Origin of the sequence: Domibacillus aminovorans, assembly GCF_001643235.1 — a bacterium.
Classification (GTDB): domain Bacteria; phylum Bacillota; class Bacilli; order Bacillales; family Domibacillaceae; genus Domibacillus; species Domibacillus aminovorans.
Window position 1 is genome coordinate 1 of sequence record NZ_LQWY01000034.1, and the last position, 26499, is coordinate 26499.

The following is a 26499-nucleotide window of genomic DNA, read 5'->3' on the forward strand; positions in this document are numbered from 1 at the left end:
CTTTTTCTGTTTATTCATTTACACAAGATATTTTACGCTCTCAATCATGTTTTGGCTCTGTATTTATGAAGTTCAGATACTATTCTTTGATAAGTAGGAATATGCTTATTATATACAGCTATTTATTTTTATCAGTCGTTACATGGATCAAATCAATTTGGAGGGATTTGCATGGTAACAGCTTATACTCACGAACCATTTACCGATTTTACAAAAGAAGAAAATAAAAGGGCTTTTCAAGAAGCACTTGCTCATGTGAATACTGAACTTGGACAAGAATACCCGCTTGTCATTAATGGTGAAAAAATTATTTCAAGCGTAAAAGTACAGTCTATTAATCCAGCAAAAAAAGCCGAAATAATTGGCACTGTATCCATGGCCGACAAACAATTGGCGGAACAAGCAATGCAGGCGGCGCTTACGGCATTTGAAACATGGAAAACAACAGACGCGGCGTATCGCGCCAACATTTTGTTTCGTTCTGCCGCGATCATCCGCCGCCGGAAGCATGAATTTTCAAGCTGGCTTGTAAAAGAAGCAGGAAAGCCATGGAGAGAAGCAGATGCGGATACGGCAGAAGCGATTGATTTTCTTGAATATTATGCACGACAAATGCTTGAACTGAAAAATGGCGCGCCGGTTAACAGCCGTTCGGGTGAGCAAAATGTGTTCAACTACATTCCTCTCGGCGTTGGCATTGTCATTTCGCCGTTTAATTTTCCACTGGCGATTATGGCGGGAACGGTTGTCGCTGCGCTGGTTACCGGCAATACTGTTCTTTTAAAGCCGGCCGAGACAGCACCGGTTGTTGCCGCAAAATTTGTGGAAGTGATGGAAGAAGCGGGTCTCCCAGCTGGCGTCTTGAATTATATTCCGGGCAGGGGCGCTGAAATCGGGGACTATCTTGTGGAACACCCGAAAACGCGGTTTGTATCGTTTACTGGCTCGCGTGCTGTCGGTTGCCGCATTTATGAGCGTGCTGCAAAAGTACAGGAAGGCCAAATTTGGCTGAAGCGGATCATCGCGGAAATGGGTGGAAAAGATACGGTTCTTGTTGATCGCGACACCAACCTTGATTTGGCTGCTTCATCCATTGTTTATTCCGCATTTGGCTTCTCCGGTCAAAAATGTTCAGCGGGCTCACGTGCGGTCATTCATCAGGATGTGTACGATGTAGTGCTTGAAAAAGTCGTTGAACTGACTGAAACATTATTTGTGGGCAGCCCTGAACGGGCCGATACGTATATGGGGCCGGTCATTGATGAAAAAGCATACAAAAAAATTATGGACTATATTGAAATCGGCAAAGAAGAAGGCCGCTTGATGACAGGCGGATCAGGCAATGATGAAAATGGCTATTTCATACAGCCTACGATTTTTGCGGATGTAAAAGAAAATGATCGTCTTATGCAGGAAGAAATCTTTGGGCCTGTTGTTGCCATATGCAAAGCGACCGATTTTGACCATATGATGGCCATTGCGAACAATACAGATTATGGCTTAACGGGTGCATTGATTTCCAATAACCGCGATTATATCGACCGCGCGCGTAAAGAATTCCATGTTGGCAATCTGTACATTAACCGTGGCTGTACGGGCGCGATCGTCGGATACCAACCATTTGGCGGATTTAATATGTCGGGAACAGATTCAAAAGCGGGAAGCCCGGATTACTTGCTTCTCCATATGCAGGGACAAACAACATCAGAGGCATTTTGAGGGGAATGGATAGAACATCGATAAAGAAATGAGGAATAAAGTAAAGAAAGTGATGCAGCAGACAGAAGAATTTGGCGCAAATAACTACAATCCGCTGCCAGTCGTGATTTCAGAAGCAGAAGGTGTCTGGGTGAAAGACATGGAGGGAAAGCGCTACATGGATATGTTAAGCGCCTATTCAGCGGTTAGTCAAGGTCACCGTCATCCAAAAATTATTCAGGCGTTGAAAGATCAGGCAGACCGCGTGACGCTAACATCGCGTGCCTTCCACAATGATCAGCTCGGGCCATGGTATGAAAAAATTTGCACATTGACGAAAAAAGAAATGGCATTGCCGATGAATACAGGCGCAGAAGCAGTGGAAACAGCAGTGAAAGCGGCGCGGCGCTGGGCATATGAAGTAAAAGGAGTTTCGGAAAATCAGGCGGAAATCATCGCCTGCGTCGGCAATTTCCACGGCCGGACGATGACGGCTGTGTCGCTTTCATCAGAAGCGGAATACAAACGTGGCTTCGGTCCGATGCTGCCGGGCATTACATTAATTCCATACGGTGATATGGAGGCATTGAAAGCGGCTATTACACCGAATACTGCGGCGTTCCTGATTGAACCGATTCAAGGCGAAGCCGGCATTGTCATTCCTCCCGAAGGCTTTTTGAAAGCGGCGGATACGCTCTGCAAAGAAAATAATGTGCTATTTATTGCAGATGAAATTCAGTCTGGGCTTGCCCGCACTGGTAAAATGTTTACATGCGAGTGGGAAGATGTGAACCCGGATATGCTTATTCTCGGCAAAGCACTTGGCGGAGGTATACTCCCGATCTCATGCGTTGTGGCCAATAAGGGCATTTTAGGTGTCTTTAATCCGGGATCGCACGGTTCCACATTTGGCGGAAATCCGCTTGCATGTGCGGTGTCAATCGCATCCCTGGAAGTCATTGAAGACGAAAATCTGGTCAGCCGTTCACTCGAACTTGGCACCTATTTCAAAGAAAAACTGTCTGAAATCAGCCATCCTGTTATTAAAGAAGTACGTGGACGCGGCCTTTTTATTGGTGTTGAGCTGACAGAAGCTGCCCGTCCATACTGCGAAAAGCTGAAACAGGGAGGACTTTTATGCAAAGAAACGCATGAAACCGTCATTCGCTTTACGCCGCCGCTTATCATTTCTAAAGAAGAGCTGGATTGGGCAATTGAGAAAATCAAAAAAATATTTGCGTAAAAAACTTCACAAAAAGCCGGCGATCAGAGGGTCAGTCCCCAGACCCGCAGGCTTTTTTGTTTTCATCTCTTAAGAAAAAAACCTTTAAGAGCAAATGAAATATTTTGCGGTCTTTCAGCGAGCCGGCGCATGAAATAGCCAAACCAGTCATCGCCGAAAGGAATATAGACTCGCGTTTTATATCCTTCTTGAACTAAACTGATCTGCATCTCTGTTCTAAAACCATACAGCATTTGAAACTCAAATTGATCACGCTTAATCTCCTTTTTTTGTACAAATTCTTTCACCTTAGAAATGATATGATGATCATGAGTAGCAATCGCTGTATAACTTCCGCTCAATAAATGTTCTTCAATGATTCTCATATAATTTTCATCTACTTTTTCTTTCTCCTGATAAGCGACTTCAGAAGATTCTTTATACGCTCCTTTCACTAAACGAAGAGGAATGCCCTTCAACTTTTTCACGTCCTGTTCTGCTCGAAACAAATAAGCTTGAATGACCGTCCCGACATTATCATACGTTTCACGCAGTTCGCTTAAAATGTCTAAGGTAATCTGGCAATGCGAGTAATCTTCCATATCGATTCGGACAAAGTTATTGTATTTTTTAGCTGTTTCCAGAATTCGATACATATTTTGGATACAGAAATCCCGATCGATATCTAAACCAAGCTGGGTCATTTTAACCGACAAGTTACTATTGACGCCGGCCTTTGTAATGGCTTCCAATGTTCTTACATTATATTCGGTCGCCTCTATTGCATCTTCTCGGCTTGAAACAAATTCCCCTAAATGATCGAGGGTACAGAGAAGTCCTTTTTCGTTTAATATTTGAACTTGATTGATTGCACTCTCTATGTTCATTCCGGCTACTACTTGGGACGCTCCAAATTTAAGGCCCCATTTCTTTGCGGCCGTATTTAAGGCTTTGTTTTGCGAAGCGTAAAGAAATATGTTTTTCGAAACTTCTGCTAACATCGCTAACCCCCCCTAATGATAATTGGTTTTATTTAGAGTGAAGACCAGGCAACTTTGAAAAGTTGTCCGGCATTACCTTACGTGTCCTCATTGTATATGTATATGCATGAATGAGAAAAATTAGGGCCTTTTTTGCTCAACAGAAACTAGTGTGCGAACAGGGGAAGGTACCGATGAGTGAGCTGTAAAAGGTGACATTCTAATTAAAAGATAAGTTACTGGGGATACTATTTTGGTCCAATTATTTTTAGAAAAACATAGGAGGGAAAGGTAATATGGAAAAAATTGAAGCTGGCGACATCTTAACATTGATTGATGAAAACGATCAGGAGCAAGAATTTGAAGTATTGGACATGTTAAGTCTTGATGGATACGAATACGTTGCGGTCGGATCTGTAGAAGAAGATCAAGAAGAGTCAGAAGAAGAGATCGAAGTCTTCTTTTTCAAAGTTGAAGCTGACGAGCAATTATCCGTTATCGAGGACGACGAGGAATTTGATAAGGTATTTGCTGCGTTTGATGAAGCCATAGAAGAGTAAATGGACGACTGGAAAAGAGAGGGAGAGAAATGATTTTCTCCTCTCTTTTTGTATATAATAGCGGGAAAACTTACATGCACTTTAGGAAGAGCACGATACGGAATGGAACTTTTTTGTCTTGGCGCAGTTGGGAAAGGCGAATGAAAAGGGAGTTTCTACCGATTTGACTTGAAAAAGATTGTGAAATGTCATAGTTAAAGTGTAGATACCATCCATTTCTACTTACACGGTTGTAGAATCGCCCGATTGACAGGATGCTATAATAGAAGTCTTGGAATGAATCGATCAAATGAAAGGGGATTTCGGTATGAAAATAAAAGAAGATTTCTTTGTCCGTAAGAAGGAGGAAGTAGGCGTTTTATTAAATGAGGTCCAGTTGAAGGCTGTTCGTCAAACGGAAGGGCCGCTTCTTTTATTAGCATCACCTGGATCGGGGAAAACCACAACCATTATCATGCGGATTGGCTATTTAATAGAAGAAAAGGGTGTAGATCCAACAAGAGTCAAGGCTGTTACGTTCAGTCGTGCATCGGCAAATGATATGAAAGAGCGATTCAAGCGCTTCTTTCCCGATCTTCCGCCCGTTGATTTCTCAACAATACATAGTTTTGCCTTCGAAGTGGTGCGGAACCATTTTCGTAAAATAGGGACACCTTTTCAGATTATCGAGGGCCACTTAGATGTGGAGGAGCAAGAAGACGTCCATTCGGCTCATATGCCGCTGCATAAAAAGATCATCTTGCGGAAGCTGTTCAAATCGATCGTAGGTGAGAACATCCCTGATGACCAACTGGACGAGCTGACTACCTATATTAGCTTCATTAAAAATAAGATGATCCCAAAAGATAAGTGGTCAAGGGTTCAATGTGATGTTCCAGAAGCCGAGCGGATACTGCGTGAGTATGAGACATTTAAGAAGTCGGGCCATCGTCAATTGCTGCTTGATTTTGACGATATGCTGACGATAGGGAACGAGGTATTGGAGCGGGATCAGGAGCTTCTTCGCAAATATCAACAAAGGTTCGATTATATGTTGACGGATGAAAGTCAGGACACTTCATTGGTGCAGCATGCCATCATTGAAAAACTGGTACGAGAGCATGGAAATTTGTGCGTTGTTGCCGACGATGATCAGGCCATCTATAGTTGGCGAGGTGCGGAGCCATCCTACTTGCTTAATTTTAAGGAAATTTACCCGAATGCAGCCATCTTGTTTATGGAGCAAAATTATCGGTCATCCAGCGATATCGTGAATGTTGCCAATTCATTTATCAAAAGAAATAAGAATCGATACGATAAGAATATGTTTACGAAGAATCCTCCGAGTAAACCGATTAAGATCAGAAGTTTTGCAGATTACGTAGAACAGGCAAAATATTTGGTTCAGGACATCCAGAAAGTTGAAAACCTTGCTGAAGTGGTGATATTGTATCGGAATAACTCGTCTTCCATCGCTTTAATGAATGAGTTTGATCGAGCGGGGATTCCCTTTTATATGAAGGATGCGGACAATCGTTTCTTCTCGCATTGGGTAATTGAAGATATTCTGAACTTCATGCGGATGACGTTTACCGATAAACGTCCTGAAATATTGGAGAAAATCCATTTTAAGTTTAATGGATACATAAGCAAACAGCAGATGGAGGCATTGAAAGAATTCAACAACAATGAATCGGTATTTGATAACTTGCTTAATTATGTTCAAGTTCAGGATTATCAAGTCAAACCGTTGAAGACAAGCAAAGAAACATTCGAGCAAATGCGAGGGATGCCCCCACTGCATGCCATCCGTGTCATTCGAGAGCGGTTAGGCTATGAGAAGGCACTTGAAAAGATGTGTGAGCGTTTCAGTTTTCGAAAGGACTATTTGATAGGCATCCTAAACACGCTGGAAGAGATCGCAGATACACTGGAGACGATGGAGGAATTTGCGAGTCGATTAAAGCATCTGGAATCGGTTTTAAAGACGGCAAAATCCAGGAAGGGTCAGAATGTCGTGACGTTCTCCACGTTTCATAGTGCGAAGGGATTGGAGTTTGAACGGGTCTATATGATTGACCTGATTGATGGTATGATCCCATCTTCAGATGATCAAGGTAGTGCTGCGTTAATGGAAGAAGCGACCCGCTTGTTCTACGTTGGCACGACAAGAGCGAAAAAACACTTGGAACTCATCGTGTATAGGGAGCGGGATGGGGAAAAGATGACAGAGTCTTCATTCGTAGCGGCGATTAGGAACATTATGAACCCACCAAAGCAGCATCATACAGGACAAGTAGAGGAACATCGAGGGACAGTCGTTGATATTCCGTACAATCTTAATGCTATCCGTAACAGCTCGGAGTTAGTCGTAGGGAAAATGGTGAAGCATAGGGTTTTCGGGACGGGAACCATTATTAACGTGAAAGAAGAAAAGATCCATATTCGATTTGAGGCAAGAGAAAAAGCGCTGCTGATTGCGACTTGTTTGGAGATGGGGCTGTTAGAGTCAGTGTAAAATAGGAATGATATATGTAAGGGATCGGAATAATTGGCATAATACCGATTATCGATCCTTTTTGTGTTAGATTGTATGCACTAAACAACTTCTGTTGCTCTTTACTTAATACATTCTTCTTTTCTTCTTAGTAAAGTTTTTTAATAAATTTATAGAAAAGGATGATTCTCTTGATGCAACATCACCTAATCGGAAAATCGGTATTACTTGTGGAAGATGATCCGAAAATCCGCAACCTTGTAAAAATTTATTTAATTAAAGAAGGATATGAAGTGATTGAAGCGATTAACGGATTCGATGCAAAAGAAAAAATTGAGCAGCTGGATCCCTGTATATTAATACTTGATCTCATGCTGCCGGGCGTCAATGGTGAAAAAATCTGCCAGTGGGTCCGAGAGGATTTAAAAAGCATGATGCCGATCATTATGCTGACAGCAAAGGTATCTGAAAAAAATCGTATTCAAGGGTTCAAGATGGGCGCGGACGATTACGTAACCAAGCCTTTTAGTCCCGCTGAATTAATGGTAAGGATTGAAGCCGTTTTGAGAAGAACGGCAAGTCGCTGCGGCAAGCTGAGCTTTACAGGTTTTACGATTAAACCCGCAAAAGGAGAAGCTTGGATAAAAAGGGAAAGGCTTGAATTGACCCATTTTGAATTTAAACTCCTTCATATGTTCATGCAGCATCCAGGCCAGGTCTTATCAAGAGAACAGATTCTGTCCTTTATCTATGAAAACCATGAAAAAGAAGTGTCTAATAGAACTATTGATGTGCATATCAAGCATTTGAGGGGAAAAATTAGAGAAAAGACACCGAAAGACTATATTCAAACTGTGCGAGGAATGGGGTATAAATTTGTGGCTCAATAGGAAATTATCCAACCTATTATCAAAGCTGGTGATATTAAATAGCCTGGTTATCTTTCTCGTCATTCTTCTGGCTGGCTTCTCTGTCAAAGATTATGCCTGTTTTTTGGTAAACTCCGAAAATGTAACAGGCCCTAATCTTGTCAAAACATTAGACGGATTTATTTGGAAGGTAGGCATTCTTGCTTTTGTTATCGCTGGCCTGTTCCATTACATTACAGTCAAAAAAATAGTAGGCCCCATTGTAGATTTATCTAGGGCAGCGAAAGAAATCAAGGAAGGCAGAACACCTTCAAAAATCGAGGTGTCCACATCAAGTGAACTGAAAGAACTGGCAGAAAACTTTAATTCTATGGCGGAGTCGCTTCATTCTGTTCAGGAAAAAAGAGAAGAAATGCTTAAAGACATTGCACACGAGCTTCGGACACCTTTGACAAATATAAACGGTTACCTCGAAGCACTGCAAAATGGGGTGATTGATGGGAATCCAGAATTGTTTGGTTCACTTCTCGAAGAATCCCGTCGTATTACGAGAATTGTTGAACTGATCACCGAATTAAATACATGGAACAATGGAATCTATTTTTCAGAAAAGCCTTTTGATCAAGTAAAAATAAAAAAAGTACTATTAGAATCATTAACTTCCTTTAACTTGAAAATAAATGACCGTTTTACAGATGCCCGCTTCAATATTGAAGAATCCATTCTATTAGGAAACCAAGACGGTCTCATGCAAGTTTTTACAAATATTCTTCAGAATATTTTAGATTATGATACTGAAGAAAAACTGATTGTTAATGGAGAAAAGAGAAAGGAAAAATACTTTATTTCTTTTTCTCATACCGGCCAATTCATCGATCCTCGAAAAAGAGAAATGATTTTTGACCGATTTTACCGACTTGAGGAATCAAGAAGCACAAAAGCCAATGGTGCAGGTCTCGGCCTGGCAATTGCGAAAAGTATTGTAACTGCCCATAAAGGAACCATTGGACTAAAAACAGATGGCAGCAACCATACATTTTGGATCGAACTGCCGCTAATAAAAAAATAAATATTTTATCTTAATCATATCTTAACAATTAAAATCTATAATTTTGTGGAAATCACTTTCATGGCTGAATGTTTTCGACAAAACGGTGAGAGGCATTGACTTATTTTCAAATTGAGTGCTTGACTAGTCCTGGAATCTAGGGGGCATACAAATTATTGTCGCTCACTTTTTAATTGATGTTCAGTTGAAGGAAAGGAGATATTTGCTTGTATACAGTATTATTGATGGAAGAAAAAAAAGCCTTATTGGATGCATTATGTACATTGCTTGAGCATCATGAGATATCTTGTATCCGGAATCATTCTTATGAGGAAACCTTACATACAGTACATAATGAATGGATTGATTTAGTTATTTTGGATGTCCTGTCACCCTCATTTTCATGGATTAAATTATGCAAAAAGATAAAAGAATGTTCAGCTGTTCCAATTGTGATCATGACGGAAACATGCGATAAAGAATTTATATTGCAAGGATTAAATGCAGGAGCAGACGACTTTGTTATAAAATTGATGGATATAGACATTCTTATTGCGAAAATAAAAGCTCATTTAAGAAGAAACTCCCGAAGTAGCACTCAAGAACTTCGTTTTAAGGGACTTGTCTTAAATCGAGAATTGTTTGAAGTACGGTATCATGATATTCTTTTGTCTTTCACACGAAAAGAATATGCTTTGATAGAGTATTTTTTAAGCCACCCTAATCAAGTCTTGACAAGAAAAAAACTGCTTTCGCATCTTTGGGACGGCTACCAGCATATTGATGCACGAACAGTCGATTCTCATATTCGAAATATTAGGGTGAAACTTCGGGAAGTAGCGTTTCCTGTCGATGAATTTTTAAGAACAGCTAGAGGGATTGGATATAGATGGAAAATCGATATGGTAAATCCAAACCGAAAAATGAGCGAGTACAAAATGAAAGAAAAAGAATCGAAGATGAATCATAAGTCAATAAAACTAAACTAAAAAGAGCTACTGAATGTCGTATTCAACATTCAGTAGCTCTTTTTCATTGAAAATGCAACTTTCTTTAACTAGAGAAAGCAAATTAAACTTTCGTTTCAATTGCGTGCAGATTTCATCAAGTTTCGACAGAAAAGCCTTATATATCAATGGTTTTGTCATTGGAACTTAAAATAAAAGTCTCGTTCTTTTTGGTAAAATAAAGGCAATAAAGAGATTATAGAAATAGTCATTTGGGAGGAATAAAGTGAAAAGGGTAAAAAGGGTATTGGTTACGTTTTTAGCAGCAGTTATGTTTATGGCGATATCTCCAGCCGTGTCTTTAAAAACGGAAGCTGCATCTGTTGCAGAGTCAATTGTACAGTATGGTGAAAAGTTTATGGGTGTTCCTTATGTTTGGGGAGGTACTTCACCGAGCGGGTTTGATTGTTCTGGCTTTACTCAATATATTTATAAAAATGAAGCAAATATTTCCATTCCACGGACGACAGATCAGCAATATAAAATTGGGACATCGGTAGCCAAAAGTGACCTTCAGCCGGGGGACCTTATTTTTTACGCGAATACATATAAAAAAGGAATTTCTCACGTAGGTGTGTATGCAGGCAATAACATGGTATTAAATGCCACGACAAGCAAAGGGGTTGACCTTGTTTCCATGGATAATCCTTATTGGGGGCCAAAATATGCCGGTGCGAAACGCGTTATTCCAGAAGAGGAAGCACCTGAGTGGTTTACAGATGTATCAAAATCAGATGCAACATACACAGCTATTAAAACATTGTCAGATAAAGATGTCATTACAGGATTTGAGGATTATACATTTCGACCAGATGAGAAAGTAACACGCGGTCAGGCGGCAGCAATTATGAATCGTGTGTTGAATTTAGAGCCTAAAGTGATGAGTCACTTTACAGATGTGCCAAAATCAAACCGTTTTGCCTATGATATTGCCGCGATCCGTGAAGCAGGCATTATCAATGGATTTGAAGATAAAACATTCCGTCCATCTGAAGAAATGACACGCAATGAAATGGCATCCATTATCCAGCGTGCGTTTAAATTGACGATTTCTCAAACAGCATCAGCAAACATCGCCTACACAGATATCAGTTCAAGTCATTGGGCATATGAGGGCATCGTGACGATGGCTTCTATCGACAAAACAGGGTTCTTTAAAGGCGAAAAGTTCTACGGTACGCACCTTGCGACACGCGAAGCCTTCACGATTGCGATTTACAATGCTTTGAATGCAAAATAAAAAAGTGAGCCTCGATCTATCTAGATCGGGGCTCATTTTTTTATTTCTTAATCTTGAACTTCTTCAATCTACGAAGAAGTCCAAGAATGGCTTAGGGTATCTGATAGAAGATACTGTTATGGATTCTTTTTCGGTTACACCAGCCTTTTATAAAAATGTAAATACCACTTTTATACGAAAGACTAATAGTAAGGTCTCTCTGAAGATGGTGGAAGAAATGAAAACGGCAGCTCCATTTTGGAACGCTCATGTAGCAAAAGACTTGGTGTATTCCGTTTATCCGACAGCAGATGAGCATCGAGTAAACAACGTGACAAAAAATGCTGAACGTTTTAGCAAAGGATCTTCGTTTGTATGCTTCTCTTTAAACCCCGCATAAGGGTTCTTGTGTAAGAACCCTAGAACCCTTATCCTTAGTATTCCATTTTAATTACCAGAAAAACGCGGTTGCTAAGACAACCCCAGTAATGAAACCGAGAGCGAACGGAATACCAGATCCCCGTCCATAGCCTCCGAAAAATCCATAGCCATAGCCTCCGAGATTTCTAGGCCGTAGCCAAACGTAATCTTTATTAACTCTAGTGATTTCTCCCACATGCACGCTGCCATCACGACCCGTTATTCTGACCATTTTCCCTTGGTATTTACAGCAAAGATTATACATATTTGAATAGGGCATACATATCCTCCTTTTAATCTTATTTACATGCTTCCATGTATTATTAACGTATGTAGAAAATGAGATTTTGTCATAGACACTTGTCTCCATATACGCATTATATTTATTTAAGTGAAAATAGTGTTTTCCTTTAATAATGAAACACCCAGGATCATATAAATAAGAAAGCATGTATGCGTAAAAAGGGGGAGACACTTGTCCGTTATAGAGACTCAAACATGGCTGAATACGTTCGTGAAAGCATGCAAAGAACAACAATCAAGAGAGCCCTACTTTATTCAATGTGAGACTTTATGCGATCCACTAGAAGACTGGTTTCCCAAAATAAGCGCTGAAGAACTGCATTATCACTTGCTAGAACAAGGATTATTTGAACCAGAGGAATGGAAAGAGATTGTAACGACTGTTCAGAAAATGGAAAAAAATAATGTATGGAGACTAGTGAATCAGGAATATAAGCGATTAAAAAAGAAATGGAATGGACCAGAGGCTCCGATCTTTATTTTTCCAATTAAAAATGCTCACCTTTCAGCGAGCAAAAATAGGATTAAAAAAAACGGGGTAACCGTTATGGGAGCAATCTTTTTATTTTTATCCCCTGATCTAGTAAAAGAAGAAATAAAGGCTATATTCGCTCATGAATATAACCATGTGTGCCGGTTAGCCTATTTAAATGTAGAGAATGAAAAGCTCACTTTAAAAGATTCACTTATTATTGAAGGGCTCGGGGAGTTTGCCGTTAAAGAATTATATGGAGAAAAGTGGTTAGCCCCATGGGCCCATCTTTATTCATTTGAAGAGATCGTAGGATTGTGGAAGCGCCACTTTGTTCCGTCATTGACTACGATGGGGAAGGAAAAACACGATCTTTTTTTATATGGTAATAATCGACAACTTCCGAAATGGATTGGGTATTATATAGGGTTTCAAATCGTGGATTCTTATCAAATGCTTCACGGTCCTTTTAAGAATAACGAATTGTATGCCAAAACGTCTGAAGAGTTGATCGCTGGATCTAAGTTTCCGTATAAGTGACTAGTTAGGAAGAAATAAAAAAATTATTTGAAGCCACAACGAAATACACGAAAGCCAAGAGGGACAGTGGATTGATGTATAAAAGAGTGGTGATTATCCCATAAATCATACCATTCATCGCTAAGATTCTTCGATGGATTCATATCGGTAATTTCCGTTTGGATGAGTTCAGAAGAGGGGGTTATCATGTCGATATGTGTAAATCCGATCTGTTGCAGTTTCATTTTCCACTCCTCTTCACTCAAAACTTCGTGTATGCCATATAGGGTGTGCACTTTTTTTTGTACTTTTCTTGATAGGGGCTCTTCCGCTGTCATTTCAATAAGAATCATACGCCCATCCTTTTTTAATAATCTGAATAGTTCATTTAACGTCTTAGAAATAGTAGTAAACGTAATAACGGATTCCGCTATAATGAAATCAAAACTATTGTCTTTAAAATGTAATTTTTGTGCATCTCCTTCGATCACTTGTACTGTTGACTCTTGATTCTTGAAGCGTTCTCTTGCTTTTTCAAGCATAATGGGGTGATTATCTACGGCTGTCACTTGACAACCATATTTTTGATTTAGAAAAGCTGCTGTTTGTCCAGTTCCGCAGCCAATATCTAAAACTGAACTGCATGGATGGATGATTTCATCTTGCAATAGAAGTTGTGTTAAAGGAAAACCACCAGGGTGCGCTCCGCCAATTCCAAAATAGGCTAATAAATCTAGATAGTTACGGCTCATCAAGTATCCCCTATTCCTAAAAATTTTTTGCTAGTAGTGGTACTATATACCAACTTATGTTGAACCTTAAGCGAGGTGCATATGAAAATGATGGATTAGTTTAAGTTCCACTAATCAATCGATTTGTTTCTTTTCAAGTAAAAGAACCTAATACAACGCTCTTCAAAGATATGCGATCCATTTCAACTAAGTTTTCGAGCAGGTTTTTAATTTATGTCTACAGTTCGGTTTTCCCCAATGTCCTTTATCACCCCTGAAAGGTTTGTCCATAAACTCGTAGGTAGTAAAAATACTTCTGAGAAAAGTAGATTATACTGGTTTTGGTATTGAATATAAGATTATTATGTATATAGTTAGATCGACACTAAAGGAAAAACTATATAAAAAAATCAAGTTGTATCTCTATGTAAAAATGAATATAATCGGGACATAAGAGAACGATTATTCCTATTTTCACGTTATAAATAGGAAATTCTACGACAACGGCAAACTTATCGAAAGGTAAGGACGCAAAGCTACGGGTCTAAGGCCGTTAAAAGCTATGATCGCCGGGTTACCGAAAAGAATTGGAGATATTTAAAAAGGAACGATTTACATTTTTTGTAATGAACTCCCTTATTTGTATGCGCCCACCAATCTTTTTGGTGGGCTTTTTTGTATTTGAAATTAATGATATAATGGAAAAATTAAACAAATTATAAATTAATGATCTTTTTAATAAGACGAAGAAGTGTACATGGATCTAAATCTTGTTTTATCAAAACCCAATTGTTCTTTTTCTTCATTTTTGTTGTATTTTACTACTAGAAATAATGTTAGAAAAACGATTTTTACTTTTATTTCAATTGAGCGATGTAAGCAAAATAACAAGGAACTAGCCGTCATGTTTTTAGATCTAGATCGATTTAAGATCGTAAATGTCAAATAGGTCAAGGCTACCTTTTTAGTCCACCTATACCAGTTGAAGAGATGGAAAAATTATTAAATATGTAAGTTCTGTCAATTTCAATATCAGGCCTAAAATTCAAAATTATATATACATAAATATTGCGTTCATATATTTCAATTAAAGAAATCTATTTTTTTTCTTTACAAACATTCATTTCGGGAGTATAGTAGCAATCATCAATTTAATATGTATATTGACTCATACCTAATACCGCTTAATCCATTGGAGTGGGGGACCCAATTTCGTGCAAACCACTAGGGGTGAATCCTTCGTTAGAAGGTAGGGCTACTTTCGAGGCCCGAATCCGACAGCTAACCCCATCAGCGTTTCAAAAGGAGGTTTGCTTTGTTGTTTTAAAGAACACTAAGTAGGACCTTAGTGTTCTTTTTTGTAATTTCTAGGTCGTTTATTGATTTTGCTCATAATAAGGAACGATATAAGCTACAAAAATTGGGCCGGTTAAATATAATCCCAATTTCAGGAGGATTTTCGCGCAGTGATTAGAGTATTTAGGAGCCTAATAGGTAGTGTAAGTGGCAAAGCAAGTATTAATCTTACGTTGGACACGAATGAATTTTTACCAGGAGAAAAAGTGAACGGTTATTTTTCTATTAAAGGCGGTTCGTTTAAGCAACAGCTTAATAGACTAGAATGTGACTTGGTCGTAACAGGCAAGCAAAAACAAGCAGAGGAATTAATTGGAGAAGGTATAACAATATTAACGTCAAGATCGATAGACCCCCATGCATCAAGTCGAATTCCGTTTACTTTCCAATTACCGAACGGATTAACACCTTCCTCAAACGTATGTCAGTATAGATTTCGTACAAAATTAACTTTTAGCAACGGGGATAAGCGTGTTGATCATGATCAAATAAAAATTTTGACGAGCAAAACCGAGAATATCAGTTCATAAATGAATAGGGACATCGTGATTTTTCAAAAATGGAGGAAGCAATCGTGGCGGGACAGAAGAGAAGGCTCGAAGCAGAGCTGAGTGAGGCACTCATTAAATTACAGCGTGAATTGATTGGCCGTGGGCCGCAGGAAACAAAAACACATATTGCCCAGGACATGGTCATCACCCGTTTCAAAGGAGTCATGACGGTTGAAGAAAAGCATTTAGCTGGTCATCCAGATGGAAGAAAATTGGTGAAAGAAATGCGCCAAGTGCTTCGGGAAATGCACAGTAAGCAATTTGAAGAAATTGTAGAAAAGCACACAAAGTGCAAAGTCCTTTCCAGTCACAGTGATATGAGCACAAAAACAGGTGAGCATATCGAAGTATTTATTATGGATCGCAACTTAGAAAAAGTATTCGTTGCTGAATAAAATAATATTGACTTTAAAAAATAAGCAGAGTAGAATAAATTCCATCAACAACTATATACCTCGGCCTAGTCCCTTCATCGGGAACGGAGGACCCAATCTAGTGGGGCTAATTCTACAGTTTAGTAGAAGGGATGAGAGCAACTCTTTCGCCATCCTGCCCGTCAGCTAACTTCGTCGGCTAAAGCGAAGGAGGTCTAAAGACCACCTTTATTCAGGGGGCTTTTTTTTTGGTGCGTTATGAGCGGCGAAAAAGAGCAGCTTGAGCAAAAAAGCAGGTCTTTTTATTGTGCCTATTTTTAGGAAAAGCAGCTTGGAAGACAGAGCGCAAAGAGAGCAGGGATGCTTGCTGGGCGTTAAGTAGACCAATGATGTCTTTTTCTCTTACAAAACAGGAAGAATTTTTCCTTTGTTTTTGTGCGGAGAAAAACGTCATTGGTCTTTTTTATTTTTAAAAGAAAGGGCTTTGATGTGGGTAATCAAACTTTCATTAACAGGGCAGTATATAAATAAAATAGTGGGTGGTGAAAAGCAGTGTTTTCTTCTATAAAACGATTTTTAATCGGGCGGCCGTTAAAATCCAATGCGCTAGGGGAACAGAAATTAAACAAAACGAAAGCGTTAGCCATTCTTTCTTCCGACGCTTTGTCATCTGTTGCCTATGGTCCTGAACAAATACTGATCGTCTTAATTACCGTTAGTGCGGCAGCATTTTGGTATTCAATCCCTATCGCGGTCGGTGTATTAATTCTGTTAACAGCACTTATTTTGTCTTACCGGCAAATTATCTTTGCGTATCCTCACGGTGGAGGAGCGTATGTCGTATCAAAAGAAAACCTCGGTATAAACCCTGGATTAATCGCTGGAGGTTCCTTGCTGGTGGATTACATTTTAACGGTGGCAGTAAGTGTGTCTGCGGGTACAGATGCCATTACGTCTGCTTTTCCAAGTTTACATGCTTATAACGTAGGCATTGCCATTGTATTTGTGGTCTTTATTACCATTTTGAATCTACGGGGGGTAACAGAGTCGGCTTCCGTGTTAGCCTATCCGGTTTATTTATTTGTCTTAGCACTATTCATCTTAATTGGTGTGGGGTTATACAACATTGTAACGGGTGAGGCGTCACCTGATTTACATACGCCCATCGGCACACCGATAGCAGGAATCAGCTTATTTATTCTCCTGCGAGCTTTTGCATCCGGAAGTTCTGCGTTAACAGGCGTTGAAGCCATTTCCAATGCCATTCCAAATTTTAAAGACCCTGCCCCTAATAATGCGGCTAAAACGTTAGCGGCGATGGGTGCCTTGCTTGCTTTGTTATTTACAGGCATTGTGTATTTAGCTTATTACTATGGAATTACGCCAAGGGCAGAAGTAACCGTTGTCTCACAAATTGCGGAAGAAACATTTGGTCGGAATTTTATGTATTTCTTCGTTCAAGGAACAACTGCATTAATCTTAATCCTGGCGGCCAATACGGGGTATTCTGCGTTCCCATTGCTGGCCGTTAATCTGGCCACTGATAAGTTTATACCAAGAATGTTTACCGTTAGAGGAGACCGTTTGGGCTATTCCAATGGGATTATCATCCTTGGGCTTTCTTCAATCGTGCTCATTGTTGCGTTTAAAGGACATACGGAACAGCTCATCCCGCTGTATGCCGTCGGCGTGTTTATTCCATTTACCCTGTCTCAGACGGGAATGATGATGAAATGGATACGCGAAAAACCGAAAGGCTGGATCTCGAAACTCATTATTAACTCAACCGGTGCCCTGATTAGCTTTACGGTCACAATCGTGTTCTTTTTAACCAAATTCGCACAGGTTTGGCCCGTCTTAGTGTTTTTACCGATCATCATTTATGTCTTTCATCGAAATAGAAATCATTATGAAGCAGTAGGCAATCAGCTAAGGATTAACGCGTCTGAGCCCGCATCGCCTATCGAAGGAAACGTCATCGTTATACCTGTGTCTGGTATGACTCATGTGGTAGAGAATTCATTAAACTATGCGAAATCTTTGTCTGCGGCCCGGATTATTGCCGTTCACGTCGCTTTTGAACGAGAAGATGAAAAAAAGTTTGAGGAAAAATGGAAGCAATGGCAGCCTGATATTAGGCTCGTAACACTGCACTCTCATTACCGAAGCATCATCCAGCCGCTGACCAAATTCGTGGACATCGTTGAGCATAAAGCGAGTGAATCGAACTACCGAGTCACGGTCGTTATCCCACAATTTATTCCTAAGAAAGGCTGGCATAATTTTCTTCATAATCAGTCAAGTTTTCTGATTCGTGCATTCTTGCTTCATCGGAGAAGTGTAGTAGTCACAACGGTCCCTTATCATTTGAAAAAATAGAATGATTAAAAAATGATTAAAAAACGATTTCTTGGGTAGCTTTACATCATGTAGAGCTGCCTCTCATTATGTAGGGCAGAAGAGGGGGAAATAATGATGAAACGTAAATTCAGCTATTCCATGGACCCGCCTAAAATATTAGTTAGCGGATTTATCTTTGTTATTTTCTTAGGTGCTTATCTTTTGACACTGCCTGTCGCCACGAAAGATGGGGAAGGTCATTCTTTCTTAAATGCTCTATTCACGTCTACCTCTGCGACCTGTGTAACCGGCCTGGTTGTCGTCGATACAGGGACAACGTTTACGACCTTTGGCCAGCTAGTTATTTTGAGCCTCATTCAAATTGGCGGGTTGGGGTTTATGACGTTTGCGACTCTTTTTGCTTTTTTGATTAGAAAAAGAATCTCTTTAAAAGAGCGCCTCATTTTGCAAGAAGCCTTTAATTATGTAACGATAGAAGGCGTTGTCAGAATGGTAAAAAGAGTTGTGCTCTTCACTTTCGTCTGTGAGGTGGTTGGTGGCATCCTACTGGCCATTCGTTTCTCTTTTGATATGTCAATCGGAAAGGCTGCTTATTATGGATTTTTTCATGCGATCTCCAACTTTAATAATGCCGGGTTTGATCTTATGGGCGAATATAGAAGCTTGACTGGCTATGTAGAAGATCCCTTGGTAGTATTGGTCATTTGTTCATTAATTATTATTGGGGGAATTGGATTTGTCGTCATAAATGAGGTGTATGAATATCGGCAAACGAAAAGAGTATCTCTACATACGAAATTAGTACTGCTGACTACCTCTATATTGGTAGGGGGCGGAACAATTCTGATATTTTTACTGGAATTTCATAACCCCAAAACACTTGAGCCTTTGTCGTGGAGCGGAAAGTTCCTGGGATCTTTATTTCAGGCAGTGACGGCGCGTACAGCCGGTTCGAATACATTGAATATTCCCGATCTAGCGAACACGACATTGTTTTTGATTGTCTTTTTAATGTTCATTGGTGCTTCTCCTGGTTCTACAGGAGGAGGGATTAAGACGACGACGTTTGCGACGCTGGTCGGAGCGATGCTGTCCCAAATTAAAGGAAAAGAAGAGGTTGTTTTTTTCAAAAGAAGAATGGATCACAAGCTGATTTACAAATCCTTGACGGTTATTTTAAGTAGCCTGTCTGTTGTCATCATCGTAACGATGATCCTGACGGTCACAGAACCAGGCAAGGAGTTTTTAATGATTCTGTTTGAAGCGACATCAGCTTTTGCCACAACGGGATTATCGATGGGACTTACACCGGATTTATCCCCTGTTGGGAAAGTCATCATTATCATGACGATGTTTACGGGAAGATTAGGGCCCTTAACGTTGGCCATTGCGCTTACGTTGAATCGCCGCCCAGATCCTTTCCGTTATGCGGAAGAAAAAATCATGATTGGATAAATTTGATAATGAATAAAGAGGTTTGTATTTCAACAGGAAAATGGTTTGACATAAAGTTTTTTGTTGCATATAGTACCAATAGATGAATACGTCTTCTGTTAGGTGAGGCTCCTGTATAGAGATATGCTGCTGCCCAAAAACGTCGAAAGACGCCAATGGGTCAACAGGAAAAATCGGATTAAGGTTTTTCTTAACGTAGCTGGTAAATACCTATGCTATACAGTGCTAAAACTCAACATGGGGAGACATGTAAAGCATTTATAGGCTTTTTATGGCTCCTTTCTGCCTGAAGGGGGCCTTTTTATCAATTTTGGAGGTGAGGAAATGGATACTGATGACCCCAATTCGATAGGTACTTTCAAGAACATGACAAGATTGAGGCAGCAAAAGTGTTCCTGTTCCTCTTGTACCACCAAAGAAGATCCTAGCAACCTTTAAATGCCTCGAATAAATTAGACGAGGTGAATGATGGATGATTAAGACATATCTTTATAGAAATGACAATGACAAACAAGAAATGATCTCCAATATTAACTTATCGGATGTTAATAAGCATTTAAGCGATGCAGATAGTTTGTTGTGGATTGATATTTATGATGTACAAAGCCATGAATTGTATGAAGTGGCAAAGATTTTTGATTTTCATCCTTTAGCGATTGAGGATTGCCTTCATGATAGCCCGCGGGCAAAGATGGATAATTATGAGGATTATAAATTTTTTGTTCTCCATGCCCTTCGTTATAACGAGGATAGTGATAATGAGATTACCACCCTTGAGCTGAACGTTTTTGTTGGTCCAAACTATGTGGTAACTATTCACAAGCGCAAGTTAAAATGGCTTGGACAAATGGACGCAATCTGTTCCAAGAATACAAAATATATGAATAAGGGTGCGGACTTTCTTTTATACGCTTTAATTGATGGGATCACCGATGAATATTTCCCTATTCTTGACCGAATTAGTATTCGGATTGATGAGTTAGAAAATGAAATTTATGATGAAGCAATAAGAGGAGTAACAGAAGAGTTTCTGGCGTTAAAACGCACCATCATATTAATTCGGCGAGTGATCCTCCCGCAGCGTAGAATCTTTTTAACGGTTGATGGGAAATGGAAGTTCGATATTAGAGAAGAAAACGTTCCATTTTATACGGATCTGATTGATCATCTGGAGCGTATTGTAGACTCAACAGAAACATTTAGAGATTTAGTAAACAGTGCACTGGATACTTATTATTCAATCATCAATGCAAAATCCTCAGAAAAATTAAACGTTCTTACATTGATATCAACGATCATGCTGCCTTTAACATTTGTGACAGGTTTTTTTGGAATGAATGTTCCTTTGCCTTATCAGGATTCTCCCATTGCAACGATTCTTATCTTTTCATTTCTAGTTCTATTAACTTTTGGAATGTGGAAATATTTTAAAAAGAAGCAGCTATTATAACGAATTAAGGTATTAGTCCCTTTAAAACGAAGTTTAAATAGACAAGATTATCGGCAAATGAAAAATGCCTTAATCCCATACTGGATAAAGGCATTTTTCATTTATATAAACCACTAGACAAAATGGATTATATAAAAGAGATCACTTTAAAATATCAAAATTCAAACTAAAAGCAGCTGGAGTCAAACGAGTAAATGCATGCAACGGACATGTCAGTCCAGAATAATCTACGCCTGTAGAGATCGTGTAAGACGTAAGGCTGTGATCAATGAAGCAGGAAGCCTCTTCTGTAAACAACCGGTAAGGGAAGGGTGTTAAGGGAAGAATCAATCATGCAAAAAAGGCTGATCCGCCACCATGGGTCAACCCTTTTTGCAACCCATTTATTTTTTCGCTTTAGTTTCCCCCACTCAGTCTAAAAGATTGGGTCTTTTTTTATTTACACAATGTTCCTGTTTGACCTCCAATTACTACTTTATTTTCAGCGATTAAAAGGCGTCAAAGCATAGTTTTGAAGACTGTACAATTAGATTATAGTATATTGACACAATTCTCTTTTTTATGTTAACTTAATTTTAAATATGGTTAACGAAAGAGGTGTAATGCATGAAAACAACTTCTACACACTCTTCACTTACGTATACGTATGAAGAAATGTCCAAAAAAAATAAGGAATACTTGTGGCATCCATTTACACAAATGAAAGAATATATGGAGGACAATCCGCTCATTATTGAACGCGGGGAGGGAAGAAAGCTATATGATATACAAGGAAATGCTTATTGGGATGGTGTTTCCTCAATTTGGCTTAACGTACATGGTCATCAAGTGAAGGAACTCGATAATGCGATTACGGATCAGTTAGAAAAAATTGCACACTCTACACTGCTTGGCATGGCCAATATACCATCTATTCTGCTTGCTGAAAAGGTGATTGAGATCATGCCAAAGGGGCTCAAAAAAGTATTTTATTCTGATGCAGGAGCAACGGCAGTAGAGATTGCGATTAAAATGGCCGTTCAATACTGGCAGCATAAGGGAAAGAAGGGAAAACATAAATTTATTACGATGAAGGAAGCCTACCACGGGGATACAATCGGTGCTGTTTCGGTCGGTGCCATTGATTTGTACCATGAAACCTTTCATGCGCTTTTATTTCCTTCTATTAAGCTTCCCTATCCTTATACATATCGTTCCCTGCATAAACAAGAAGAGATTGTTAAAAAGAACCTTAAAGAGATGGAGCAGCTATTACGAGAGCAATCGCATGAAATAGCGGCTGTTATTGTAGAGCCGATTGTACAAGGCGCAAGCGGAATCATTGTCATGCCTGAAGGATATTTAAAAGGACTACGAGAACTCTGCACGCAATACAATGTACTACTTATAGCGGATGAAGTGGCAACGGGATTTGGAAGAACAGGGAAGATGTTTGCTTGCGAGCATGAAGGCGTAACACCGGATCTATTGACAGCAGGAAAAGGGCTTACTGGGGGGTATTTACCGGTAGCTATAACGGTTGCGACAGATGAAATCTATAATGCATTTTTAGGGGATTATGAGGAGCAAAAAACATTTTTCCATGGTCACAGCTATACGGGAAACCCGCTAGGATGCGCGGTTGCTCTTGCGAATCTGGAACTGTTTGAAACAACCAATCTTGTCCAGGAGGTTGCTGATAAGTCGGTGTATATAGCAAACAGATTGCAAGATTTCTATCGTTTAAAACATGTAGGTGATATTAGACAAAAAGGATTTATGGTCGGCATTGAGCTTGTGAAGGATAGAGAAACGGAAGAACCGTACTCCTGGACGGAGCGCATAGGGGGACTGACATGTCGCCGTGCTCGCGAACTAGGTATGCTTCTTCGTCCTCTGGGGAATGTCATCGTGTTCATGCCTCCGCTAGCTTCCACCATAGAAGAACTGAATGAAATGATTAACGTTTTATATGAAGCAATAGCAGACACAACGGAGAGAGAAGGATGAAAGGGTTCTTTGTAACGGCGACAGATACAGAGGTTGGGAAAACTGTTGTGGCAGGGGCATTAGCAGGTGTTCTACGTAAAAGAGGATATGACGTCGGCGTGTGCAAGCCAATTCAAAGCGGACATCTTTCCTGTGACCCTGCAGGTGATGCATCCCGCTTACAATATTTATCCGGAGTAGAGACATATGCTTCTCATATTTGTCCGTTTTCTGTCAAGGAGCCGCTCGCTCCTAGATTGGCCATTAAGCGTGCCGGAAAGCAAGTGTTTTTGGCAGACGTTGTAAGATGCTGCAAGAATATACAAGAGTATTTCGAGTATATCATCGTGGAAGGGGCAGGCGGTTTAATTGTTCCATATACCGAAGATGCACTAGTAGCAGACTTTGCACAAGCCCTTAATATGCCTCTCCTTATTGTTGCTCGCCCGACCCTTGGTACCGTAAATCACACCTTAATGACAATCGAATGCGCAAAAGCAAGAGGTTTGAAGGTTGCTGGAGTTATTCTTTCAGGATATCGGGATGAAGCTCTGGAGAGGGTAAAAGAAAACCGGGATATGATTGAACAGTTCAGCGGTGTACCTGTTTTAGGAATGATACCTTGGCTAGGCAAAGAATTTACAAGAGAATACGCACTTGAAGCCACAGAATATTCTATTCATATTTCTAAGCTGGAGGAGTGGCTTGCATGAGTTGGTATCAGTATTTGCAGAACGAATTGGCATTGAGGGAAGAGCGTCAGCAAATTCGAAAGCTTCATGTAACTGAAAACGGTCCTGATTGCTGGATTACAAAAGATGGAAAAAGGCTATTGAATCTAGCTTCCAATAACTATTTAGGTTTGGCGGGTGACAAAAGATTAATAGAAGCTGCGATAGAGGCTGCTTCTCTGTACGGAGCAGGTGCAACAGCTTCAAGATTGATTGTCGGCAACTATCCTCTATATGAGGAGACGGAACAAGATATTGCAAACTGGAAGGGTACGGAAAGAGCTTTGCTCATTGGCAGCGGTTATACAGCTAATTTGGGAGCGTTGTCCGCCCTTTTAGGAAGAAACGATGTTGTATACAGTGATCGGCTGAACCATGCCAGCATTACAGACGGGATTATATTGAGCCGGGCCGAGCAAAAGCGTTATAAACATAACGATTTAGAGCATTTAGAGAAACTTCTTCAGGAGACGCCTGCAAATAAACGAAAGCTTATTGTAACGGATACAGTGTTTAGTATGGACGGCGATACGGCGTATTTGCGTGAACTTGTACATATAAAAGAAAAATACAACGCTCTTCTTATGGTTGACGAGGCCCACGCAAGTGGAGTTTATGGTCAAAATGGGGCGGGTCTCGCCCAGGAGCTGGTTGAACGTATTGATCTTCATATGGGTACTTTCAGCAAAGCGCTTGGCTGCAGCGGAGCGTATCTAGCAGGAAGCAAGCTATTAATGGAATACTTGACTAACACAATGCGCAGCTTTATTTTCACAACAGGGATGCCGCCTAGTACTGTCGGCTCTATTAAACGCGCCGTTGAAATTGTCCGTGATGAATCAACCAGACGCGCTTTGCTTATGCAAAATGGAACATTGCTTCGCGACCTATTAAAGCAAGCGGGATTTAATACTGGGGGCAGCAGCACTCACATCGTTCCAATTGTCATTGGATCAAATGAAGCAACTATCAGCTTTAGTCAGATGCTGCAGGAAAAAGGGATTGCGGCCATTGCTGTTCGTCCACCGACAGTTCCGGAAAATAGTTCGCGCATTCGGTTGACTGTTACATCCGAGCATAAGCCTGAAGAAATCCGAGAGGCAGTAAAGCTCATAGCAGAAACTGGGCTGAGAGAAGGTGTACTTTCTTAATGAGACCGACACTTATTATGCTTTCGGGATGGGGAATGGATACCCCGGTTTGGGATGAAATGTGCCAGCATTTATCATCATACCGTATTCGATTTATAAATTGGCATCATACGAAAAGTGAGGAGGATATAGAAAATCGTGTCCGTCACATTATTCGGCAAGAAAAGAAGGTTATTTTGATCGGCTGGTCACTTGGTGCTATTGCTGCATTAGCGACAGCGTCGCAAGAGCCTGTATGCGGTATAGTGCTCATAGGAGGGGCAGCAAGATTTACGCAAGATACTGACTCTGACTATGCAGGGTGGGAGGTTAAGTTTGTGGACCGATTAAAGCGGAGCGTACAGAAGGAAACTGACGGTGCTCTTAAAAGGTTTGATGAAAGTATGTTCTCGGCTACTGAACAACTATGGAAGGAGTCATTTCCAGCCGTGCGTGCACATTTTGCAAAGGACGATACAAACTCACTCCTTATTGGGCTCAATTACTTGATACATCGTGACGTAAGGTCGCTTCTTTCTACCTTGCATGTTCCTCTTCTTTTGCTGCATGGAGAGAATGATCGTGTATGTTCGGTGGAAGCTGCCCGCTACATCGGAGAAAGAACGAATGCCTGTTTGCATGTATGGGAGGGTGCTGGACATGCGCCTCACATTACAAAAGCAAAGGAATGTGCTCATATGATTCAACAATTTGCAGAAGTGGGGAACGAGCATGATTAACAAAGCGCTGCTTCAAAAACGTTTTAATAAGGCAGCTTTAACTTATGATGAATATGCGAATGTGCAAAAGAAAATGGGTGATGTGATTATTCAAAAACTGTGTCAAACATACACATCACAGGCCCCCCTTTCTATTTTAGAGCTTGGCTGTGGTACAGGATATGTTACAGAACAACTAGTAAACTCCTTTCCTTATGCTTTTGTCACATCAGTTGACTTTGCACCGGATATGATTGAGCAGGCGAAAAAAAGAATAGGAGCCGAAAAAGCTGTTTTTATATGCGGAGATATTGAGCAAATTGATTTTTCGGGGCGGTATGATGTGATTATTTCAAATGCAACATTTCAGTGGATGAATGATTTGCAAGGAACGATAGACCGTTTGTTCAAATCATTGCAGGATAACGGCACCATGATGTTTACGACATTTGGCCATGAAACGTTTAAAGAGCTTCATCTGTCTTTCCAACAGGCAGTAAGAAATTTGGTAGGAACAGAAGATAGGGCTATCGGGCAGTCATTTTTTACGCCGCAGCAGCTAAAGGAATTATGTGAACAGTATGGGCATGTTTCCATGCAGCAAGCGCACTACATAGAATGGTTTTCAACCGTTCGCGATTTTTTGGATTCTGTTCGCAAAATCGGAGCAGCCAACAGTAATGACGGGATTTCGAGTCAAAGCCCTCGTGTTTTTCGCAGCATGATCAGGTTATACGAAGAGAAATTTCAACAAAACGGCTGTATACAAGCCACATATCACGCACTATTTTGTACAATTACAAAATAGTGAAGACGAAAGTAACTGGCCCCAAAACCAGTAGTTGCTCCCTTCACCTCATAAAAGCCGATTGTTCTGTAG

23 protein-coding genes and 4 riboswitches are annotated in these 26499 nt (G+C 40.2%); of the genes, 20 read left to right on the plus strand and 3 right to left on the minus strand.

The window, feature by feature from the left end:
• The first annotated feature begins 171 nt into the window (after nt 1–171).
• Nucleotides 172–1719, plus strand: a complete 1548-nt coding sequence (gene pruA / locus AWH49_RS11895) for an L-glutamate gamma-semialdehyde dehydrogenase (RefSeq protein ID WP_063965884.1) — start codon at nt 172–174, stop codon at nt 1717–1719.
• 28 nt (nt 1720–1747) lie between these two features.
• Nucleotides 1748–2941 (plus strand): ornithine--oxo-acid transaminase, encoded by a 1194-nt coding sequence (locus tag AWH49_RS11900; protein WP_063965885.1) that lies wholly within the window; start codon nt 1748–1750, stop codon nt 2939–2941.
• A 62-nt stretch (nt 2942–3003) separates the two neighbouring features.
• Here the strand turns inward: AWH49_RS11900 and AWH49_RS11905 are convergent, their stop codons facing one another.
• Nucleotides 3004–3921, minus strand: a complete 918-nt coding sequence (locus AWH49_RS11905; RefSeq protein WP_063965886.1) for a proline dehydrogenase family protein — start codon at nt 3919–3921, stop codon at nt 3004–3006.
• 275 nt (nt 3922–4196) lie between these two features.
• Here AWH49_RS11905 and AWH49_RS11910 point away from each other — a divergent pair, with 275 nt between their 5' ends.
• The 7 genes from AWH49_RS11910 to AWH49_RS20050 all read left to right on the plus strand — a co-directional run bounded on the left by AWH49_RS11910 (nt 4197) and on the right by AWH49_RS20050 (nt 11479).
• A complete protein-coding gene (locus AWH49_RS11910; RefSeq protein ID WP_034289506.1) occupies nt 4197–4460 on the plus strand; it encodes a DUF1292 domain-containing protein in 264 nt (87 codons plus the stop codon).
• A 307-nt stretch (nt 4461–4767) separates the two neighbouring features.
• Nucleotides 4768–6957 carry an ATP-dependent helicase gene (locus tag AWH49_RS11915; RefSeq protein ID WP_063965887.1) on the plus strand — a complete coding sequence of 730 codons (2190 nt, stop codon included), beginning with the start codon at nt 4768–4770 and terminating at the stop codon, nt 6955–6957.
• A gap of 170 nt (nt 6958–7127) precedes the next feature.
• On the plus strand, nt 7128–7826 hold the full coding sequence (locus AWH49_RS11920; RefSeq protein ID WP_063965888.1) for a response regulator transcription factor: 699 nt from the start codon (nt 7128–7130) through the stop codon (nt 7824–7826).
• On the plus strand, nt 7813–8874 hold the full coding sequence (locus tag AWH49_RS11925) for an ATP-binding protein (protein ID WP_063965889.1): 1062 nt from the start codon (nt 7813–7815) through the stop codon (nt 8872–8874). Before AWH49_RS11920 ends, AWH49_RS11925 begins: the two co-directional genes overlap by 14 nt.
• Nucleotides 8875–9098: 224 nt before the next feature.
• Nucleotides 9099–9842: a response regulator transcription factor gene (locus AWH49_RS11930; RefSeq protein ID WP_211268401.1), complete on the plus strand. Its 744-nt coding sequence runs from the start codon at nt 9099–9101 to the stop codon at nt 9840–9842.
• Between the two features lie 244 nt (nt 9843–10086).
• Nucleotides 10087–11100 carry a C40 family peptidase gene (locus tag AWH49_RS11935; protein WP_094777171.1) on the plus strand — a complete coding sequence of 338 codons (1014 nt, stop codon included), beginning with the start codon at nt 10087–10089 and terminating at the stop codon, nt 11098–11100.
• A 217-nt stretch (nt 11101–11317) separates the two neighbouring features.
• Complete coding sequence (locus AWH49_RS20050) at nt 11318–11479, plus strand: hypothetical protein (protein ID WP_157723720.1); 162 nt, start codon at nt 11318–11320, stop codon at nt 11477–11479.
• Nucleotides 11480–11530: 51 nt separating this feature from the next.
• On the opposite strand, the gene AWH49_RS11945 is transcribed toward AWH49_RS20050, so the two are convergent.
• A complete protein-coding gene (locus AWH49_RS11945) occupies nt 11531–11779 on the minus strand; it encodes a hypothetical protein (protein WP_063965892.1) in 249 nt (82 codons plus the stop codon).
• A 195-nt stretch (nt 11780–11974) separates the two neighbouring features.
• Here AWH49_RS11945 and AWH49_RS11950 point away from each other — a divergent pair, with 195 nt between their 5' ends.
• Nucleotides 11975–12814, plus strand: coding sequence for a DUF2268 domain-containing putative Zn-dependent protease (locus AWH49_RS11950; protein ID WP_063965893.1), 840 nt, complete (start codon nt 11975–11977; stop codon nt 12812–12814).
• A gap of 23 nt (nt 12815–12837) precedes the next feature.
• Here the strand turns inward: AWH49_RS11950 and AWH49_RS11955 are convergent, their stop codons facing one another.
• Entirely contained in the window at nt 12838–13545 is a 708-nt protein-coding gene (locus AWH49_RS11955; RefSeq protein WP_063965894.1) for a class I SAM-dependent methyltransferase, read from the minus strand.
• A 474-nt stretch (nt 13546–14019) separates the two neighbouring features.
• A riboswitch (cyclic di-GMP riboswitch) is annotated at nt 14020–14106 on the plus strand.
• Nucleotides 14107–14695: 589 nt separating this feature from the next.
• Nucleotides 14696–14835: riboswitch (cyclic di-AMP (ydaO/yuaA leader) on the plus strand.
• 155 nt (nt 14836–14990) lie between these two features.
• On the opposite strand from AWH49_RS11955, the gene AWH49_RS11960 reads away from it, so the two are divergent.
• The 10 genes from AWH49_RS11960 (at nt 14991) to bioC (ending at nt 26427) form a co-directional block, all read left to right on the plus strand.
• Entirely contained in the window at nt 14991–15410 is a 420-nt protein-coding gene (locus AWH49_RS11960; protein ID WP_082862808.1) for a sporulation protein, read from the plus strand.
• A gap of 29 nt (nt 15411–15439) precedes the next feature.
• On the plus strand, nt 15440–15826 hold the full coding sequence (locus AWH49_RS11965; RefSeq protein ID WP_063965895.1) for a Na-translocating system protein MpsC family protein: 387 nt from the start codon (nt 15440–15442) through the stop codon (nt 15824–15826).
• Nucleotides 15827–15878: 52 nt separating this feature from the next.
• A riboswitch (cyclic di-AMP (ydaO/yuaA leader) is annotated at nt 15879–16021 on the plus strand.
• Nucleotides 16022–16357: 336 nt separating this feature from the next.
• The gene (locus AWH49_RS11970; protein ID WP_063965896.1) at nt 16358–18184 is read left to right on the plus strand and encodes an APC family permease; all 1827 of its coding nucleotides are present in this window, start codon (nt 16358–16360) and stop codon (nt 18182–18184) included.
• Between the two features lie 96 nt (nt 18185–18280).
• Nucleotides 18281–19621 carry a TrkH family potassium uptake protein gene (locus AWH49_RS11975; protein WP_063965897.1) on the plus strand — a complete coding sequence of 447 codons (1341 nt, stop codon included), beginning with the start codon at nt 18281–18283 and terminating at the stop codon, nt 19619–19621.
• A gap of 87 nt (nt 19622–19708) precedes the next feature.
• Nucleotides 19709–19871, plus strand: a riboswitch (M-box (ykoK) riboswitch).
• Nucleotides 19872–20093: 222 nt separating this feature from the next.
• The gene (gene corA, locus AWH49_RS11980) at nt 20094–21071 is read left to right on the plus strand and encodes a magnesium/cobalt transporter CorA (RefSeq protein WP_063965898.1); all 978 of its coding nucleotides are present in this window, start codon (nt 20094–20096) and stop codon (nt 21069–21071) included.
• A gap of 606 nt (nt 21072–21677) precedes the next feature.
• Nucleotides 21678–23060, plus strand: a complete 1383-nt coding sequence (gene bioA, locus AWH49_RS11985; RefSeq protein WP_063965899.1) for an adenosylmethionine--8-amino-7-oxononanoate transaminase — start codon at nt 21678–21680, stop codon at nt 23058–23060.
• Nucleotides 23057–23752 (plus strand): dethiobiotin synthase, encoded by a 696-nt coding sequence (gene bioD, locus AWH49_RS11990; RefSeq protein ID WP_063965900.1) that lies wholly within the window; start codon nt 23057–23059, stop codon nt 23750–23752. Before bioA ends, bioD begins: the two co-directional genes overlap by 4 nt.
• Complete coding sequence (gene bioF / locus AWH49_RS11995; RefSeq protein ID WP_063965901.1) at nt 23749–24921, plus strand: 8-amino-7-oxononanoate synthase; 1173 nt, start codon at nt 23749–23751, stop codon at nt 24919–24921. The genes bioD and bioF overlap by 4 nt, the downstream gene beginning before the upstream one ends.
• On the plus strand, nt 24921–25640 hold the full coding sequence (locus tag AWH49_RS12000) for an alpha/beta fold hydrolase (RefSeq protein WP_063965902.1): 720 nt from the start codon (nt 24921–24923) through the stop codon (nt 25638–25640). The genes bioF and AWH49_RS12000 overlap by 1 nt, the downstream gene beginning before the upstream one ends.
• Nucleotides 25633–26427, plus strand: coding sequence for a malonyl-ACP O-methyltransferase BioC (gene bioC / locus AWH49_RS12005; RefSeq protein ID WP_063965903.1), 795 nt, complete (start codon nt 25633–25635; stop codon nt 26425–26427). Before AWH49_RS12000 ends, bioC begins: the two co-directional genes overlap by 8 nt.
• Nucleotides 26428–26499 lie beyond the last annotated feature (72 nt).